This window comes from Burkholderia ubonensis subsp. mesacidophila (assembly GCF_002097715.1).
GTDB lineage: Bacteria > Pseudomonadota > Gammaproteobacteria > Burkholderiales > Burkholderiaceae > Burkholderia > Burkholderia mesacidophila.
This window is the reverse complement of sequence record NZ_CP020737.1, coordinates 3180978-3196266: the sequence shown is the minus strand read 5'-3', so window position 1 is coordinate 3196266 and position 15289 is coordinate 3180978. Positions and strand designations below refer to the sequence as shown.

The following is a 15289-nucleotide window of genomic DNA, read 5'->3' as shown; positions in this document are numbered from 1 at the left end:
GCCTGGGGTCTGTTTTCATACGGAATGCATGCGTGTCGAGTACGTTTGCGGCGATGCAACGACGGCCCGGCGGGCTTAACCGGCCGGTTACCGACCGGCCGGACGGCGAATGGCGGCCCGAAACCGCTTCGGGCCCCGGCCGGCGGGCCTTCCGCTGATATCCACACGGCTGGTCCCGGGTCTCACGCGAGGCCCGATCATGGGTTAGAATTCCGTTTTGAATCAAGGATCGGAAGATGCAGAGGCACCCTCGGATCGCCCTTTTGAAGCCGTCGCCGCGCGCAGCCAGCCCCGCGGCGGAACGGCATGCGCGCCGCGCGCGATCGTGTTGATGGCTCCGAGCGCCGCCAGGCCGTGTCGACCGGAGTGGGCGCTTCAGCGCTTGCTCCGGTTCCATGCAACGCAGTTGCCCGCCTGGTACTAGAACAGATTTCCCCAAGATTGCGCCCACGCGCTTGCCGACGCCCGTTGCCCGGTGTTTCGGCCCTCCGAGTCGTCCGAACATGAACGCACCACAAGTTTTCGATCCGCATGGCGCGGCTGCTGCCGTCGCCGCCGACCCCGCACCCCGCCTGCGCGAGATCCCGTACAACTACACCTCGTTCTCCGATCGCGAGATCGTGATTCGCCTGCTGGGCGAGGAAGCCTGGGCCGTGCTCGACGAGCTGCGTGCCGAGCGCCGCACCGGCCGCTCGGCCCGGATGCTGTACGAAGTGCTGGGCGACATCTGGGTCGTGCGCCGCAACCCGTACCTGCAGGACGACCTGCTCGACAACCCGAAGCGCCGCGCGCTGCTGATCGAGGCGCTGAATCACCGCCTGGGCGAGATCGAGAAGCGCCGCCATGCCGACCTTACCGCGCACCAGGACGACGCAGGCCGCGAGCGCGCGGTGCGCGTCGGGATGCTCGAGGCCGCCGCGCAGCGCGCGGTCGACGAGTTCGCGGACGAATTCGACAAGATGGCCGAGCTGCGCCGCCGCGCGACCAAGGCGCTCGGCCGCTGCACGCAGAAGGACAACATCCGCTTCGACGGGCTGTCGCGCGTGTCCCACGTGACCGACGCGACCGACTGGCGCGTCGAGTACCCGTTCGTCGTGCTGACCCCGGACACCGAAGCGGAAATCGCGGGCCTGATCAAGGCCTGCTTCGAACTCGGCCTGACGGTGATCCCGCGCGGCGGCGGCACCGGCTACACGGGCGGCGCGGTGCCGCTCACGCCGTTCTCGGCGGTGATCAACACCGAAAAACTGGAGCAGCTCGGCGCGGTCGAGCTGACCGAGCTGCCGGGCGTGGCGCACAAGGTGCCGACGATCTTCTCCGGCGCGGGCGTCGTCACGCGCCGCGTGACCGAGGCGGCCGAAGCGGCCGGCTACGTGTTCGCGGTCGATCCGACCTCGCTCGACGCGTCCTGCATCGGCGGCAACGTCGCGATGAACGCGGGCGGCAAGAAGGCCGTGCTGTGGGGCACCGCGCTCGACAACCTGGCCTGGTGGCGGATGGTCGACCCCGACGGCAACTGGCTCGAAGTCACGCGCCACGAGCACAACCAGGGCAAGATCCACGACATCCCGGTCGCGCGTTTCGAGCTGAAGTGGTTCGACGGCGCGTATGCGCCGGGCGAGAAGCTGCTGAAGAGCGAGATGCTCGAGATCGAGGGCCGCCGGTTTCGCAAGGAAGGCCTCGGCAAGGACGTCACCGACAAGTTCCTCGCCGGCCTGCCGGGCGTGCAGAAGGAAGGCTGCGACGGCCTGATCACGTCCGCGCGCTGGGTGCTGCACAAGATGCCCGCGCACACGCGCACCGTCTGCCTCGAATTCTTCGGCCAGGCGCGCGAGGCGATCCCGAGCATCGTCGAGATCAAGGACTACCTGTTCGAGACGTCGAAGCAGGGCGGCGCGATCCTCGCCGGCCTCGAGCACCTCGACGAGCGCTACCTGCGCGCGGTCGGCTATGCGACGAAGAGCAAGCGCAACGCGTTCCCGAAGATGGTGCTGATCGGCGACATCGTCGGCGACGACGCCGACGCGGTCGCGCACGCGACGTCCGAAGTCGTGCGGATGGCCAACGGCAAGAGCGGCGAAGGCTTCGTCGCGGTCAGCGCCGAGGCGCGCAAGCGCTTCTGGCTCGACCGCAGCCGCACGGCCGCGATCGCGAAGCACACCAACGCGTTCAAGATCAACGAGGACGTCGTCATCCCGCTGAACCGGATGGGCGAGTACACCGACGGCATCGAGCGGATCAACATCGAGCTGTCGCTGAAGAACAAGCTGCAGCTCGTCGACGCGCTGGAAGCGTTCTTCACGAACGGCAACCTGCCGCTCGGCAAGACCGACGACGCGAACGAGATCCCGAGCGCCGAGCTGCTGGAAGACCGCGTGCAGCAGGCGCTGGAACTGCTCAAGCGCGTGCGCGCACGCTGGGAATTCGTGCGCGACCGGCTCGACCAGCCGCTGCGCGAGGCGCAGCACTACCTCGTGCAGCTCGGCTACGAGGCGCTCACCGAGAAGTTCGCGGACCGCGTCGACGCGCAGCCGGGCGTGAACGTGTTCCACATCACGCAGGACCGCACGGTGCGGATCTCGTGGAAGCAGGAGATCCGCGCGGAACTGCGCGCGATCTTCAACGGCGGCGCGTTCAAGCCGATCCTCGACGAGGCGCAGGCGATCCACAAGCAGGTGCTGCGCGGCCGCGTGTTCGTCGCGCTGCACATGCACGCGGGCGACGGCAACGTCCACACGAACCTGCCGGTCAACTCCGACAACTACGAGATGCTGCAGGACGCCCACGCGGCGGTCGCGCGCATCATGACGCTCGCGCGTTCGCTCGACGGCGTGATCTCCGGCGAGCACGGGATCGGCATCACGAAGCTCGAGTTCCTGACCGACGACGAGATCGCCGAATTCCGCGCGTACAAGCAGCGCGTCGACCCGAACGGCCGCTTCAACAAGGGCAAGCTGCTCGACGGCGCGGACCTGCGCAACGCGTACACGCCGAGCTTCGGGCTGATGGGCTACGAGTCGCTGATCATGCAGCAGTCCGACATCGGCGCGATCGCCGATTCGGTGAAGGACTGCCTGCGCTGCGGCAAGTGCAAGCCGGTGTGCGCGACCCACGTGCCGCGCGCGAACCTGCTGTACAGCCCGCGCAACAAGATCCTCGCGACGTCGCTGCTGGTCGAGGCGTTCCTGTACGAGGAACAGACCCGCCGCGGCGTGTCGATCAAGCACTGGGACGAGTTCAACGACGTGGCCGACCACTGCACGGTCTGCCACAAGTGCGCGACGCCGTGCCCGGTGAAGATCGACTTCGGCGACGTGACGATGAACATGCGCAACCTGCTGCGCAAGATGGGCAAGAAGAAGTTCAACCCGGGCCAGGCCGCGGGCATGTTCTTCCTGAACGCGACCAATCCGCAGACGATCAACGCCGCGCGCGGCGTGATGATGGGCGTCGGCTACAAGGTGCAGCGCTTCGCGAACGACATGCTGAAGAAGGTCGTGACGAAGCAGACGCAGCATCCGCCCGCCACGACCGGCAAGCCGCCCGTCGTCGAGCAGGTGATCCACTTCGTCAACAAGAAGATGCCGGGCAACCTGCCGAAGAAGACGGCGCGCGCGCTGCTCGACATCGAGGACAACAAGATCGTGCCGATCATCCGCAACCCGAAGTCGACGACCGTCGATTCGGAAGCGGTGTTCTACTTCCCGGGCTGCGGCTCCGAGCGCCTGTTCTCGCAGGTCGGGCTGGCGACGCAGGCGATGCTGTGGGAAGCGGGCGTGCAGACCGTGCTGCCGCCGGGCTACCTGTGCTGCGGCTATCCGCAGCGCGGCGCGGGCCAGTACGACAAGGCCGAGAAGATCGTCACCGACAACCGCGTGCTGTTCCACCGGGTCGCGAACACGCTGAACTACCTCGACATCAAGACGGTGGTCGTGTCGTGCGGCACCTGCTACGACCAGCTCGCCGGCTATGAATTCGACAAGATCTTCCCGGGCTGCCGGATCATCGACATCCACGAGTTCCTGCTCGAGAAGGGGATGAAGCTCGACGGCGTGAAGGGCACGCGCTACATGTACCACGACCCGTGCCACACGCCGATCAAGACGATGGACCCGGTCAAGCTCGTCAACGAGCTGATGGGCTCGGACAAGGACGGCTACAAGATCGAGAAGAACGAGCGCTGCTGCGGCGAGTCGGGCACGCTCGCGGTCACGCGGCCGGACGTGTCGACGCAGGTCCGCTTCCGCAAGGAAGAGGAGATCCGCAAGGGCGCGGCGAAACTGCGCAGCATCCCGGTCGTGGCCGGCGACGCGCCGGCGCCGGCCCCTGCCATGAATGGCGGCGCGGACGTGAAGATCCTGACGAGCTGCCCGTCGTGCCTGCAGGGCTTGTCGCGCTACAACGAGGACGCGAACATCGAAGCCGACTACATCGTCGTCGAGATCGCGCGCCAGGTGCTCGGCGAGAACTGGATGGTCGACTACGTCGCACGCGCAAACAATGGCGGGATCGAGCGCGTGCTGGTCTAATGCGGGCATGACCGCACGACTGGGAGCGACGATGGAATGCGTGTTTTGCCGTGAAGACGGCGGCGAGGTGCTCTGGCAGGACGACGCGCTGCGCGTCGTCCTCGCGACGGGCGAGCACGACTACCCGGGCTTTTGCCGGGTGATCTGGGGCGCGCACGTCGCCGAGTTCTCCGACCTCGGCGACGCCGAGCGCGCCCGCGTGATGGACGTCGTCTGCGCGGTCGAGCGCGCGGTGCGGCGCGTGATGCAGCCGAACAAGGTGAACCTCGCGAGCCTCGGCAACATGGTGCCGCACGTGCACTGGCACGTGATCCCGCGCTTCTCGAACGACGCGCATTTCCCGCAGCCCGTCTGGGCGCCGCGGCAGCGCAGCGTATCCGAGGCGCTGCTGCGCTCGCGCGCCGCGCAGGCCACGCTGTTGCACAATGCGGTGCGTGAAGAGATTCAACGAGTGACCGATTCGAGGCAATCATGAGCGGTTTGACTTCCACGACCCCGATTCCGTCGGGCGTCGTCGTGCACGCGGTGTCGCGCGTGCTCGAATTGCAGTATCCGAACGGCGAGAACTACCGGATCCCGTTCGAGCTGATGCGCGTGTACTCGCCGTCGGCGGAGGTGCGCGGCCACGGGCCCGGCCAGGAAACCCTGCAGACCGGCAAGCGCGAAGTGTCGATCACCGCGCTCGAGGGCGTCGGCAACTACGCGCTGCAGCCGACCTTCTCCGACGGTCATTCGACCGGCATCTATTCGTGGGACCTGCTGTACCAGCTGGCGACGCAGCAGGATGCGCTCTGGCGCGACTATTTCGACAAACTGCAGGCGGCGGGCGTCGAGCGTGACGCCCCGATGCCGGCGGCGGGCACGCCGCACGGCCACTGCCACTGAACGACGGCGCCGGCTCTCGGCGCCGTCTTGCCATTTACTGAGGATCAACGCGATGAGCAAAACCCACTTCGGCTTCGAAAGCGTCGAGGAAAACGATAAAGCGAAGAAAGTGGCGGGTGTGTTCCATTCGGTCGCGAGCAACTACGATCTGATGAACGACCTGATGTCGGCGGGCATGCACCGCGCATGGAAGGCGTTCACGATCGCGCAGGCGAACATCCGCCCGGGCTACAAGGTGCTCGACATCGCGGCCGGCACGGGCGACCTGACCAAGGCGTTCGCGAAAGCCGCCGGGCCGACCGGCGAGGTCTGGCACACGGACATCAACGAATCGATGCTGCGGGTCGGCCGCGACCGGCTGCTCGACAAGGGCGTCGTGACGCCGTCGCTCCTGTGCGACGCCGAGAAAATTCCCTTTCCGGACAACTACTTCGACGTGGTCACGGTCGCGTTCGGGCTGCGCAACATGACGCACAAGGATGCCGCGCTCGCCGAGATGCGCCGCGTCGCGAAGCCGGGCGGCCGCGTGATGGTGCTCGAATTCTCGAAAGTCTGGGAGCCGCTGAAAAAAGCGTACGATCTGTATTCTTTCAAAGTATTACCGTGGCTTGGCGACAAGTTCGCGAAAGATGCCGACAGTTACCGGTATCTTGCTGAATCGATCCGGATGCATCCCGATCAGGACACGCTGAAGACAATGATGGAACAAGCGGGCCTCGATGCCGTCAAATATTACAATTTGTCAGGTGGCGTGGTAGCTTTACACCTTGGAACCAAGTATTAAGGGGTTCTTTCCATACATTTGCCTTACATCTGGAGATGCTGATGTCCCAATCGCGTTCGTTGTTCAACCGTAGCAAGCCGTCGAAGCCGTGGGCTCGACGGGTCGGCACGCTGCTGATGGTCGGCCTGCTCACGGCCGGCACGTTCGCATCGCTCGACGCCGAAGCCCGGCGCATGGGCGGCGGGCGCAGCATCGGCCGCCAGAACTCCACCGTCACGCAGCGCCAGGCGACGCCGCCCGCGCAGCAGCCGATGCAGCAGGCCGCGCCGTCGCAGGCGCAGCGCGCGAACCCGGCCGCGCCGACGCCCGCCGCGCAGCCCAACCGCTCGCGCTGGCTCGGGCCGATCGCCGGCCTCGCGGCCGGTCTCGGCATCGCGGCGCTGCTGTCGCACTTCGGCCTCGGCGGCGCGTTCGCCAGCATGATGTCGAACCTGATCGTGATCGCGCTGCTCGCGGCGATCGGCATCTGGCTGATCCGCAAGTTCATGAATCGCCGCCGTTCGAACGAGCCGGCGTACTCGGTCGGCGGCTCGGCGTCGGCATCGGGCAACTATTCGCAAGGTCCGTCGTTCCAGGCCGGCAACGGCAGCAGCTACGCGAACGAAGCGCAAGGCGTGTTCGGCGGCGGCGCGCCGGCGGCGGCTGCCGCGGCGGGCGCCGCAGCGGCGCCGCTGCAGGTCCCGGCCGGCTTCGACACCGAAGCGTTCCTGCGCAGCGCGAAGGTCTACTTCGTGCGCCTGCAGGCTGCGTGGGACCAGGGCAACCTGGCCGACATCCGCGAGTTCACGACGCCCGAGATGTTCGCCGAGATCAAGATCGACCTCGATTCGCGCGGCAACGAAGCGAACCAGACCGACGTCGTGCAGCTCGACGCCGAGCTGGTCGCGATCGAGGACCGCGGCATCGAGCAGTCGGCGAGCGTGCGCTTCCACGGCCTGATCCGCGAGGCCGCGAATGCGCCGGCCGCGCCGTTCGACGAGGTGTGGAACCTGACGAAGTCGGGTAGCCAGGGCTGGTTGCTCGCGGGCATCCAGCAGCTCAATACCCACTGAGCACGCACTGAGCGTCGGCGGGCGGCCCGCTGCTGCGACCGCTTGCCGCTCGGGCTTGCGCTCGGACACGGGTCTCACCCGATCCGACGTTACAATAGAAACCCGCGTGGACGTCCGGTCCGCGCGGGTTTTTCTTTCCCAGTCCGATGACCTTTGCCGCCAAGCCTTTTGCTGCTGCTGTCAATCACCTGCTCGCGCGCGAATCCTGGGCGCGTGACCGCCTGATTCCCTACGCGGGCAAGACCGCCCGCTTCGACGTGCCGCCCGTCACGCTCACGCTGCTGGTGCAGCCCGACGGCTACCTGTCCGCGGTCGATGCGCAGGACGCGCAGCACGTCGACGTGTCGATCGCGCTGGCCGGCGACACCGTGGCCGCGTTCCTGCAGGGCGGGCAGGCGGCCGTGATGAAGCACGTGAAGATCGAGGGCGACGCGGAGTTCGCGACGCAGATCGCGAAGCTGGCCGAGCACCTGCGCTGGGAGCCGGAAGAAGATCTCGCGAAGCTGGTCGGCGACGCGGCGGCGCACCGGATCGCGACGGTCGTGCGCGACGCCGGCGCGCGCGCGCGCCGCACCGGCCGCAACGTGCTCGATTCTGTCGTCGAATATTGGCTCGACGAGAAACCGCAAGTCGTCCGGCGTGCATCGCTCGCGGACCTCGACGCCGAACTGGCGCGCGCGCGGGACGCGCTCGCGCGGGTCGAGAAGCGGGTCGAGCGACTCGAACAAAAAATTGGCGCGCGCACGGGCGGCAGCCCGCGCGGCGCGCACTGAGGGCCGCCGGGCATGCGCATTTTCCGTTTCATCAAAATTCTCTACACCGTCATCCGCTTCGGTCTCGACGAGGTGATGCTGTCCCGGATCGACGACCGGCGCGTGAAGCTGCTGCTGCGGATCACGACGATCGGCCGCCGCTATTCCGATCCGCCGGCGGTGCGGCTGCGCCGCGCGCTCGAAAGCCTCGGCCCGATCTTCGTGAAGTTCGGCCAGGTGCTGTCGACGCGCCGCGACCTGCTGTCGGTCGATTTCGCGAACGAGCTTGCCAAGCTGCAGGACCAGGTGCCGCCGTTCGAGTCGTCGGTCGCGATCGGGCTCGTCGAGAAGGCGCTCGGTGCGCCGGTCGACGAGCTGTTCGACGAATTCGAGCGCGAACCGGTCGCGAGCGCGTCGATCGCGCAGGTGCATTTCGCGAAGCTCAAGCAGGGCGTGCACGCGGGCAAGGCGGTCGCGGTGAAGGTGCTGCGCCCGAACATGCTCCCCGTCATCGATTCCGACCTCGCGCTGATGCGCGACATCGCGACGTGGACCGAGCGCATGTGGGCCGACGGCCGGCGCCTGAAGCCGCGCGAGGTCGTCGCCGAATTCGACAAGTACCTGCACGACGAGCTGGACCTGATGCGCGAGGCGGCGAACGGCAGCCAGCTGCGCCGCAACTTCGCGGGCCTCGATCTGCTGCTGGTGCCGGAAATGTTCTGGGATTTCTCGACGTCGACCGTGCTCGTGATGGAGCGCATGTCCGGCGTGCCGATCAGCCAGGTCGAAACGTTGCGCACGGCGGGCGTCGACATCAAGAAGCTCGCGCGCGAGGGCGTCGAGATCTTCTTCACGCAGGTGTTCCGCGACGGCTTCTTCCACGCCGACATGCACCCCGGCAACATCCAGGTGAGCCTCGACCCGAACACGTTCGGCCGCTACGTCGCGCTCGACTTCGGGATCGTCGGCGCGCTGTCCGATTTCGACAAGAACTACCTCGCGCAGAACTTCCTCGCGTTCTTCAAGCGCGACTACCACCGCGTCGCGACGCTTCACCTCGAATCGGGCTGGGTGCCGCCGGACACGCGGGTCGAGGAGCTCGAAAGCGCGATCCGCGCGGTGTGCGAGCCGTATTTCGACCGCGCGCTGAAGGACATCTCGCTCGGCCAGGTGCTGATGCGCCTGTTCTCGACGTCGCGTCGCTTCAACGTCGAGATCCAGCCGCAGCTCGTGCTGCTGCAGAAGACGATGCTGAACGTCGAGGGGCTCGGCCGCTCGCTCGACCCCGAACTTGACCTGTGGAAAACCGCGAAGCCGTATCTCGAGCGCTGGATGACCGAGCAGATCGGTTTGCGCGGCTGGTACGAGCGCTTCAAGGTCGAGGCGCCGCAATGGAGCAAGACGCTGCCGCAACTGCCGCGCCTGATCCACCATGCGATCGCCGCGCGCCACGACGCGCCGCGCGCCGCGAGCGAAGACCTGATGCGGCAGATCCTGGTCGAGCAGAAGCGCACTAACCGGCTGCTGCAGGCGCTGCTGATCTTCGGCCTGGCCGTGGGCGTCGGCGCGCTCGTCGCGCGGGTGCTGCTCGCGCTCGCGTACAGCGCCTGACATACCCGCCTGGAGGCCATCCGATGTCCGACCCGACCCGCGAACCCCCGCCCGCAGCGCCGCCCGCCGCGGATTTCTCGACGCGCGACCCGGGCGACGCGTCGTTCTGGGACGAGCGCTTCGCGCGCGGCGTGACGCCGTGGGAATTCGGCGGCGTACCCGACGGCTTTCGCGCGTTTGCGAGCCGCCACGCGCCGTGCGCCGTGCTGATTCCCGGCTGCGGCAGCGCGCAGGAAGCGGGATGGCTCGCGCAGGCCGGGTGGCCCGTGCGTGCAATCGATTTCGCCGAGCAGGCGGTTGCCGCCGCGAAGGCGCAGCTCGGCGCGCACGCGGATGTCGTCGAGCAGGCGGATTTCTTCGCCTACGCGCCGCCGTTCGACGTGCAATGGGTCTACGAGCGTGCGTTCCTGTGCGCGCTGCCGCGCGACCGGCGCGCCGACTACGCGGCGCACATGGCCGCGCTGCTGCCGGCCGGCGGGCTGCTGGCCGGCTACTTCTTTGTCGGTGCGACGCCGAAGGGGCCGCCGTTCGGCATCGACCCGGCGGAACTCGACGCGCTGCTCGGGCCGCACTTCGCGCTGGTCGAGGATCTGCCGGTCGCCGATTCGCTGCCGGTGTTCGAAGGGCGCGAGCGCTGGCTCACGTGGCGGCGTCGCTGAAGCCGGCGCATCGCGGCTGTTGCCGGGGCGCGTCGGGGTTTCGGCTATAATTCAAGGTTTTGCAAGCCGTTTCCAGTTTCTGCGGGAAAAATACCATGCCGATCTACGCCTATCGATGCGAAGCGTGCGGTTTCGCGAAGGACGTGCTCCAGAAGATGAGCGACGCGCCGCTGTCCCAGTGCCCCGAATGCGGGAAGGATGCATTCCGCAAGCAGCTGACCGCTGCGGGCTTTCAGTTGAAGGGCTCCGGCTGGTATGTCACCGATTTCCGCGGCGGCTCGGGCGGCACGAGCGCGCCGGCGGCGGCGTCCGCTTCGGGCGATGCGGCGCCGGCAGCCGCCGTGCCCGCGCCTGCGTCCGCGTCCGGTTCCGACAGTGCGGCGAGCGCTGCGCCGGCGCCCGCGCCGGCCGCGACGCCTGCGGCCGGCAGTTGACTGTCGCGGCCCTGTCGGGCCGCGCCCATTCCGCGCCGCCGGTGCGACTATTTGACGGCAGATGATGAAAAAGACGACCCTGAAATCGGTGTTTCTGACCGGCCTGCTGGTTCTCGTCCCGCTCGCGATCACGCTGTGGGTGCTCGGCCTCATCATCGGCACGATGGACCAGACGCTGCTGCTGCTGCCGGAATCGTGGCAGCCGGAGCGGATGTTCGGCTTCCGCGTGCCGGGGATCGGCGCGGTGCTGACCCTTGCGTTCATCTTCATCGTCGGGCTCGCGACGCAGAACTTCATCGGCCAGAAGCTCGTCACGTGGTGGAATGCGGTCGTGCGTCACATTCCGGTCGTCGGGCCGATCTATACGAGCGTCAAGCAGGTGTCGGACACGCTGCTGTCGAGCAGCGGCAACGCGTTCCGCAAGGCGCTCCTGATCGAATATCCGCGCCGCGGGTCGTATACGATCGCATTTCTGACCGGCACGCCCGGCGGCGACGTGCTCAATCATCTGACGGAAGAGTACGTGAGCGTGTACATCCCGACGACGCCGAACCCGACGTCGGGCTTCTTCCTGATGCTGCCGAAGAGCGAAGTCATCGAACTCGACATGTCGGTCGATGCCGCGCTGAAGTACATCGTCTCGATGGGCGTGGTGGCGCCCCCGGCGCCGGCACCGGCGCCCGCCCGCCGTCCCGTCGAGCCGCCGCTGTAAAGAATCATTGCCCGGGCCGCGTTGCGGCGCCCGTTGATCAAACCGAACGAAAGCAAACATCATGTCGATGCGAACTGAATACTGCGGTCTCGTGACCGAACACCTGCTGGGCCAAACCGTGTCGCTGTGCGGCTGGGTGCAGCGCCGCCGCGACCACGGCGGTGTGATCTTCATCGACCTGCGCGATCGTGAAGGCCTCGTGCAGGTCGTGTGTGATCCGGACCGCGCGGAGATGTTCGCGACCGCCGAAGGCGTGCGCAACGAGTTCTGCGTCCAGGTCAAGGGCCTCGTGCGCAACCGTCCGGAAGGCACGGTCAACGAAGGCCTGAAGAGCGGCAAGATCGAAGTGCTGTGCCACGAGCTGATCGTGCTGAACGCGTCGGTCACGCCGCCGTTCCAGCTCGACGACGACAACCTGTCGGAAACGACGCGCCTCACGCATCGCGTGCTCGACCTGCGCCGTCCGCAGATGCAGCACAACCTGCGCCTGCGCTACCGCGTCGCGATCGAGGCGCGCAAGTACCTCGACGAGCAGGGCTTCATCGACATCGAGACGCCGATGCTGACGAAGAGCACGCCGGAAGGCGCGCGCGACTACCTCGTGCCGTCGCGCGTGAACGCGGGCCAGTTCTTCGCGCTGCCGCAGTCGCCGCAGCTGTTCAAGCAGCTGCTGATGGTCGCGAACTTCGACCGCTACTACCAGATCACCAAGTGCTTCCGCGACGAGGACCTGCGCGCCGACCGTCAGCCGGAATTCACGCAGATCGACTGCGAGACGTCGTTCCTCGGCGAGCAGGAAATCCGCGACCTGTTCGAGGACATGATCCGTCACATCTTCAAGACGACGATCGACGTCGAGCTGGACGCGACGTTCCCGGTCATGCCGTATTCGGAAGCGATGGCGCGCTTCGGCTCGGACAAGCCGGACCTGCGCGTGAAGCTCGAGTTCACCGAGCTGACCGACGCGATGAAGGACGTCGAGTTCAAGGTGTTCAGCACGCCGGCCAACGCGAAGGACGGCCGCGTCGCGGCGCTGCGCGTGCCGAAGGGCGGCGAGCTGTCGCGCGGCGACATCGACGGCTACACCGAGTTCGTGCGCATCTACGGCGCGAAGGGCCTCGCGTGGATCAAGGTCAACGAGAAGGCGAAGGGCCGTGACGGCCTGCAGAGCCCGATCGTCAAGAACCTGCACGACGCGTCGATCGCGGCGATCCTCGAGCGCACCGGCGCAGAAGACGGCGACATCATCTTCTTCGCGGCCGACCGCGCGAAGGTCGTCAACGACAGCCTCGGCGCACTGCGCCTGAAGATCGGCCACTCGGAATTCGGCAAGGCGAACGGCCTCGTCGAAGCCGGCTGGAAGCCGCTGTGGGTCGTCGACTTCCCGATGTTCGAATACGACGACGAAGACGCGCGCTACGTCGCCGCGCACCATCCGTTCACGAGCCCGAAGGACGAGCATCTCGAATACCTCGAGACCGACCCGGGCCGCTGCCTCGCGAAGGCGTACGACATGGTGCTGAACGGCTGGGAGATCGGCGGCGGCTCGGTGCGTATCCACCGCGAGGAAGTGCAGAGCAAGGTGTTCCGCGCACTGAAGATCGGTGCGGAAGAGGCGCAGCTGAAGTTCGGCTTCCTGCTGGACGCGCTGCAGTACGGCGCGCCGCCGCACGGCGGCATCGCGTTCGGTCTCGACCGCATCGTCACGATGATGGCCGGCGCCGACTCGATCCGCGACGTGATCGCGTTCCCGAAGACCCAGCGCGCGCAGTGTCTGCTTACGCAGGCGCCGAGCCCGGTCGACGAGCGCCAGCTGCGCGAGCTGCACATCCGCCTGCGTCAGCCGGAGCAGCCGAAGGCGTAATGCACGCTTGACCCCGAACGCGCGCGTGGCGACATGCGCGCCACACGACGAAAAAGGCGCAACGGTGCGCCTTTTTCGTTTTTTGCGGTACAGTCGCAGCACCCGCCGCGCTGCCCGGACCAACCGCCGCGCGGTCTCGCGCCGTATGAAACAAACATGACGAAGTCGCCGAAAATTCCCGAATCCGTTCTCGTCGTGATCTACACGCCCGACCTCGACGTACTGGTGATCAAGCGCGCCGACCAGCCCGATTTCTGGCAATCGGTCACCGGGTCGAAGGACGCGCTCGACGAGCCGCTCGCCGTCACCGCCGCGCGCGAAGTGGCCGAGGAAACGGGCATCGTGGTCGGCACGCCGGAGGTGCCGGCCGGCGCGCTCGTCGACTGGCATCACCGGATCGACTACGCGATCTATCCGCAGTATCTGCACCGCTATGCGCCCGGTGTCACGCGCAATACCGAACACTGGTTCGGCCTGTGCGTGCCGCGTCGCGTCGACGTGACGCTGTCGCCGCGCGAGCATGTCGACCATGCGTGGCTGCCGTATCGCGAGGCGGCCGCGCGCTGCTTCTCGCCGTCGAACGCCGAGGCGATCCTGCAATTGTCCGCGCGCGCGGCCCGGCCTCCGGAAGGCCGGCCCCCCGGAAGGCCGGCCCCCGGAAGGCCGGCCCCCGGGGCCGCATGAACGGCGGGTCCGGCCTTCCGGAGGCCCGCAAGCGATTCGCGCAACTGCGGCAGATGTTCCTGCAGGAGCGGGGCTCCGCTTCGCGGCTCGCCTTCACGTCTGGCAATGCCGTGCGGCTGTGCCAGGGCGGCGAGGCCTTCTTCGGCGCGCTGATCGAACGGATCGACGCGGCCCGCGAGCAGGTGATGCTCGAAACCTACATTTTCTGCGACGACGCGGCCGGGCGGCCGGTGTCGGACGCACTGCTGCGCGCCGTGCGCCGCGGCGTGCGCGTGCGCGTGATCACGGACGGCATCGGCACGGCGCGCCTGCCGCTGTTCGACGCGTGGGCCGACGCAGGCATCGAGCACTGCGTGTACAACCGCTACCTGTTCGGCCCCTTCGGCTTCTCGCGCACGCACCGCAAGCTTGCGGTCGTCGATCACGCGCATGCGTATTGCGGCGGCATCAACCTCGTCGACGACTACGCGCAGAACGGCACGACGCTCCCGTACCCGCGCTGGGACTTCAGCGTCGAGATGGCGGGGCCCGTCGTGTCCGACGTGCGCGCCGCGTTCGAGCTGCAATGGCACCGGATCCGCTTCGGCCACAAGCCGTATGCGCAATACGCGGCGGGGCTCGCCGGCGGCGACGCGTTCCCGGACATGTTCCGCCGCTGGATGCGCAGCCACCGCTGGATCAAGGCCGGGGCGCTCAGGATCGTGACCGAGCCGAGCGTCGCGTTCGTCGCGCGCGACAACGTCGTGAACCGCCGCGCGATCGAGAAGGCGTACCTCGCCGCGATCGGCCAGGCCCGGCAGCGGATCCTGCTCGCGAATCCGTACTTCATGCCGGGCCGCAAGCTGCGCCGCGCGCTGACGGGTGCCGCGCGGCGCGGCGTCGATGTACGGATCCTGCTCGGCCGCAACGAGTTCGCGGCGCTCGACACCGCGGTGCCGTTCCTCTACCACGCGCTGCTGCGCGCCGGCGTGCGCATAGCCGAATATGACAAGACGATGTTGCACGGCAAGGTGGCCGTGATCGACGACAATTGGGCGACGGTCGGTTCGTCGAATCTGGACGCGCTGAGCCTGATGCTGAACAATGAAGCCAACGTCGTGCTGGTGCGGCACGATGCGGTCACGAACGAGCTGCGCGACGCGATCGCCACGGCGTTCGCCGACGGCCGCGAGATCGACCCGGCGCGCTACGCACGACGCCCGCTCGGCGAGCGCATATTGAACTGGCTGGCCTACACGGCCTACCGTGCCGCGATGAAGGTACTGACGGTCGGCGGCTACGACTAAGCGCCCGCTTAAATCATTTCTGCACGCCCGTGCGGAA

At 67.4% G+C, this 15289-nt stretch carries 13 protein-coding genes; all 13 read left to right on the top strand.

Annotation, left to right across the window (positions count from 1 at the left end):
• The first annotated feature begins 503 nt into the window (after positions 1-503).
• The 13 genes from B7P44_RS14995 to clsB all read left to right on the top strand — a co-directional run bounded on the left by B7P44_RS14995 (position 504) and on the right by clsB (position 15252).
• Positions 504-4529, top strand: coding sequence for a DUF3683 domain-containing protein (locus B7P44_RS14995; protein ID WP_084905422.1), 4026 nt, complete (start codon positions 504-506; stop codon positions 4527-4529).
• Positions 4530-4560: 31 nt separating this feature from the next.
• The gene (locus B7P44_RS14990; protein WP_084906705.1) at positions 4561-5004 is read left to right on the top strand and encodes an HIT family protein; all 444 of its coding nucleotides are present in this window, start codon (positions 4561-4563) and stop codon (positions 5002-5004) included.
• Positions 5001-5414, top strand: coding sequence for a gamma-butyrobetaine hydroxylase family protein (locus B7P44_RS14985; RefSeq protein ID WP_084905420.1), 414 nt, complete (start codon positions 5001-5003; stop codon positions 5412-5414). Before B7P44_RS14990 ends, B7P44_RS14985 begins: the two co-directional genes overlap by 4 nt.
• Before the next feature lie 52 nt (positions 5415-5466).
• Positions 5467-6198: a bifunctional demethylmenaquinone methyltransferase/2-methoxy-6-polyprenyl-1,4-benzoquinol methylase UbiE gene (gene ubiE, locus B7P44_RS14980; protein ID WP_084905418.1), complete on the top strand. Its 732-nt coding sequence runs from the start codon at positions 5467-5469 to the stop codon at positions 6196-6198.
• Between the two features lie 41 nt (positions 6199-6239).
• Positions 6240-7250, top strand: coding sequence for a Tim44 domain-containing protein (locus B7P44_RS14975; RefSeq protein ID WP_084906702.1), 1011 nt, complete (start codon positions 6240-6242; stop codon positions 7248-7250).
• 146 nt (positions 7251-7396) lie between these two features.
• Positions 7397-8023, top strand: a complete 627-nt coding sequence (locus B7P44_RS14970) for a ubiquinone biosynthesis accessory factor UbiJ (RefSeq protein ID WP_059612112.1) — start codon at positions 7397-7399, stop codon at positions 8021-8023.
• Between the two features lie 12 nt (positions 8024-8035).
• Positions 8036-9613 carry a ubiquinone biosynthesis regulatory protein kinase UbiB gene (gene ubiB / locus B7P44_RS14965; protein WP_084905416.1) on the top strand — a complete coding sequence of 526 codons (1578 nt, stop codon included), beginning with the start codon at positions 8036-8038 and terminating at the stop codon, positions 9611-9613.
• Between the two features lie 23 nt (positions 9614-9636).
• Entirely contained in the window at positions 9637-10272 is a 636-nt protein-coding gene (locus B7P44_RS14960) for a methyltransferase domain-containing protein (RefSeq protein ID WP_084905414.1), read from the top strand.
• Positions 10273-10367: 95 nt separating this feature from the next.
• Complete coding sequence (locus B7P44_RS14955) at positions 10368-10706, top strand: FmdB family zinc ribbon protein (RefSeq protein ID WP_084905412.1); 339 nt, start codon at positions 10368-10370, stop codon at positions 10704-10706.
• Between the two features lie 61 nt (positions 10707-10767).
• Positions 10768-11418 (top strand): DUF502 domain-containing protein, encoded by a 651-nt coding sequence (locus tag B7P44_RS14950; protein WP_010090712.1) that lies wholly within the window; start codon positions 10768-10770, stop codon positions 11416-11418.
• A 61-nt stretch (positions 11419-11479) separates the two neighbouring features.
• Positions 11480-13282 (top strand): aspartate--tRNA ligase, encoded by a 1803-nt coding sequence (gene aspS / locus B7P44_RS14945; protein ID WP_084905409.1) that lies wholly within the window; start codon positions 11480-11482, stop codon positions 13280-13282.
• Positions 13283-13438: 156 nt separating this feature from the next.
• Entirely contained in the window at positions 13439-13966 is a 528-nt protein-coding gene (gene nudB, locus B7P44_RS14940) for a dihydroneopterin triphosphate diphosphatase (protein ID WP_084905408.1), read from the top strand.
• Positions 13963-15252, top strand: a complete 1290-nt coding sequence (clsB, locus tag B7P44_RS14935) for a cardiolipin synthase ClsB (RefSeq protein WP_084905406.1) — start codon at positions 13963-13965, stop codon at positions 15250-15252. The genes nudB and clsB overlap by 4 nt, the downstream gene beginning before the upstream one ends.
• Positions 15253-15289 lie beyond the last annotated feature (37 nt).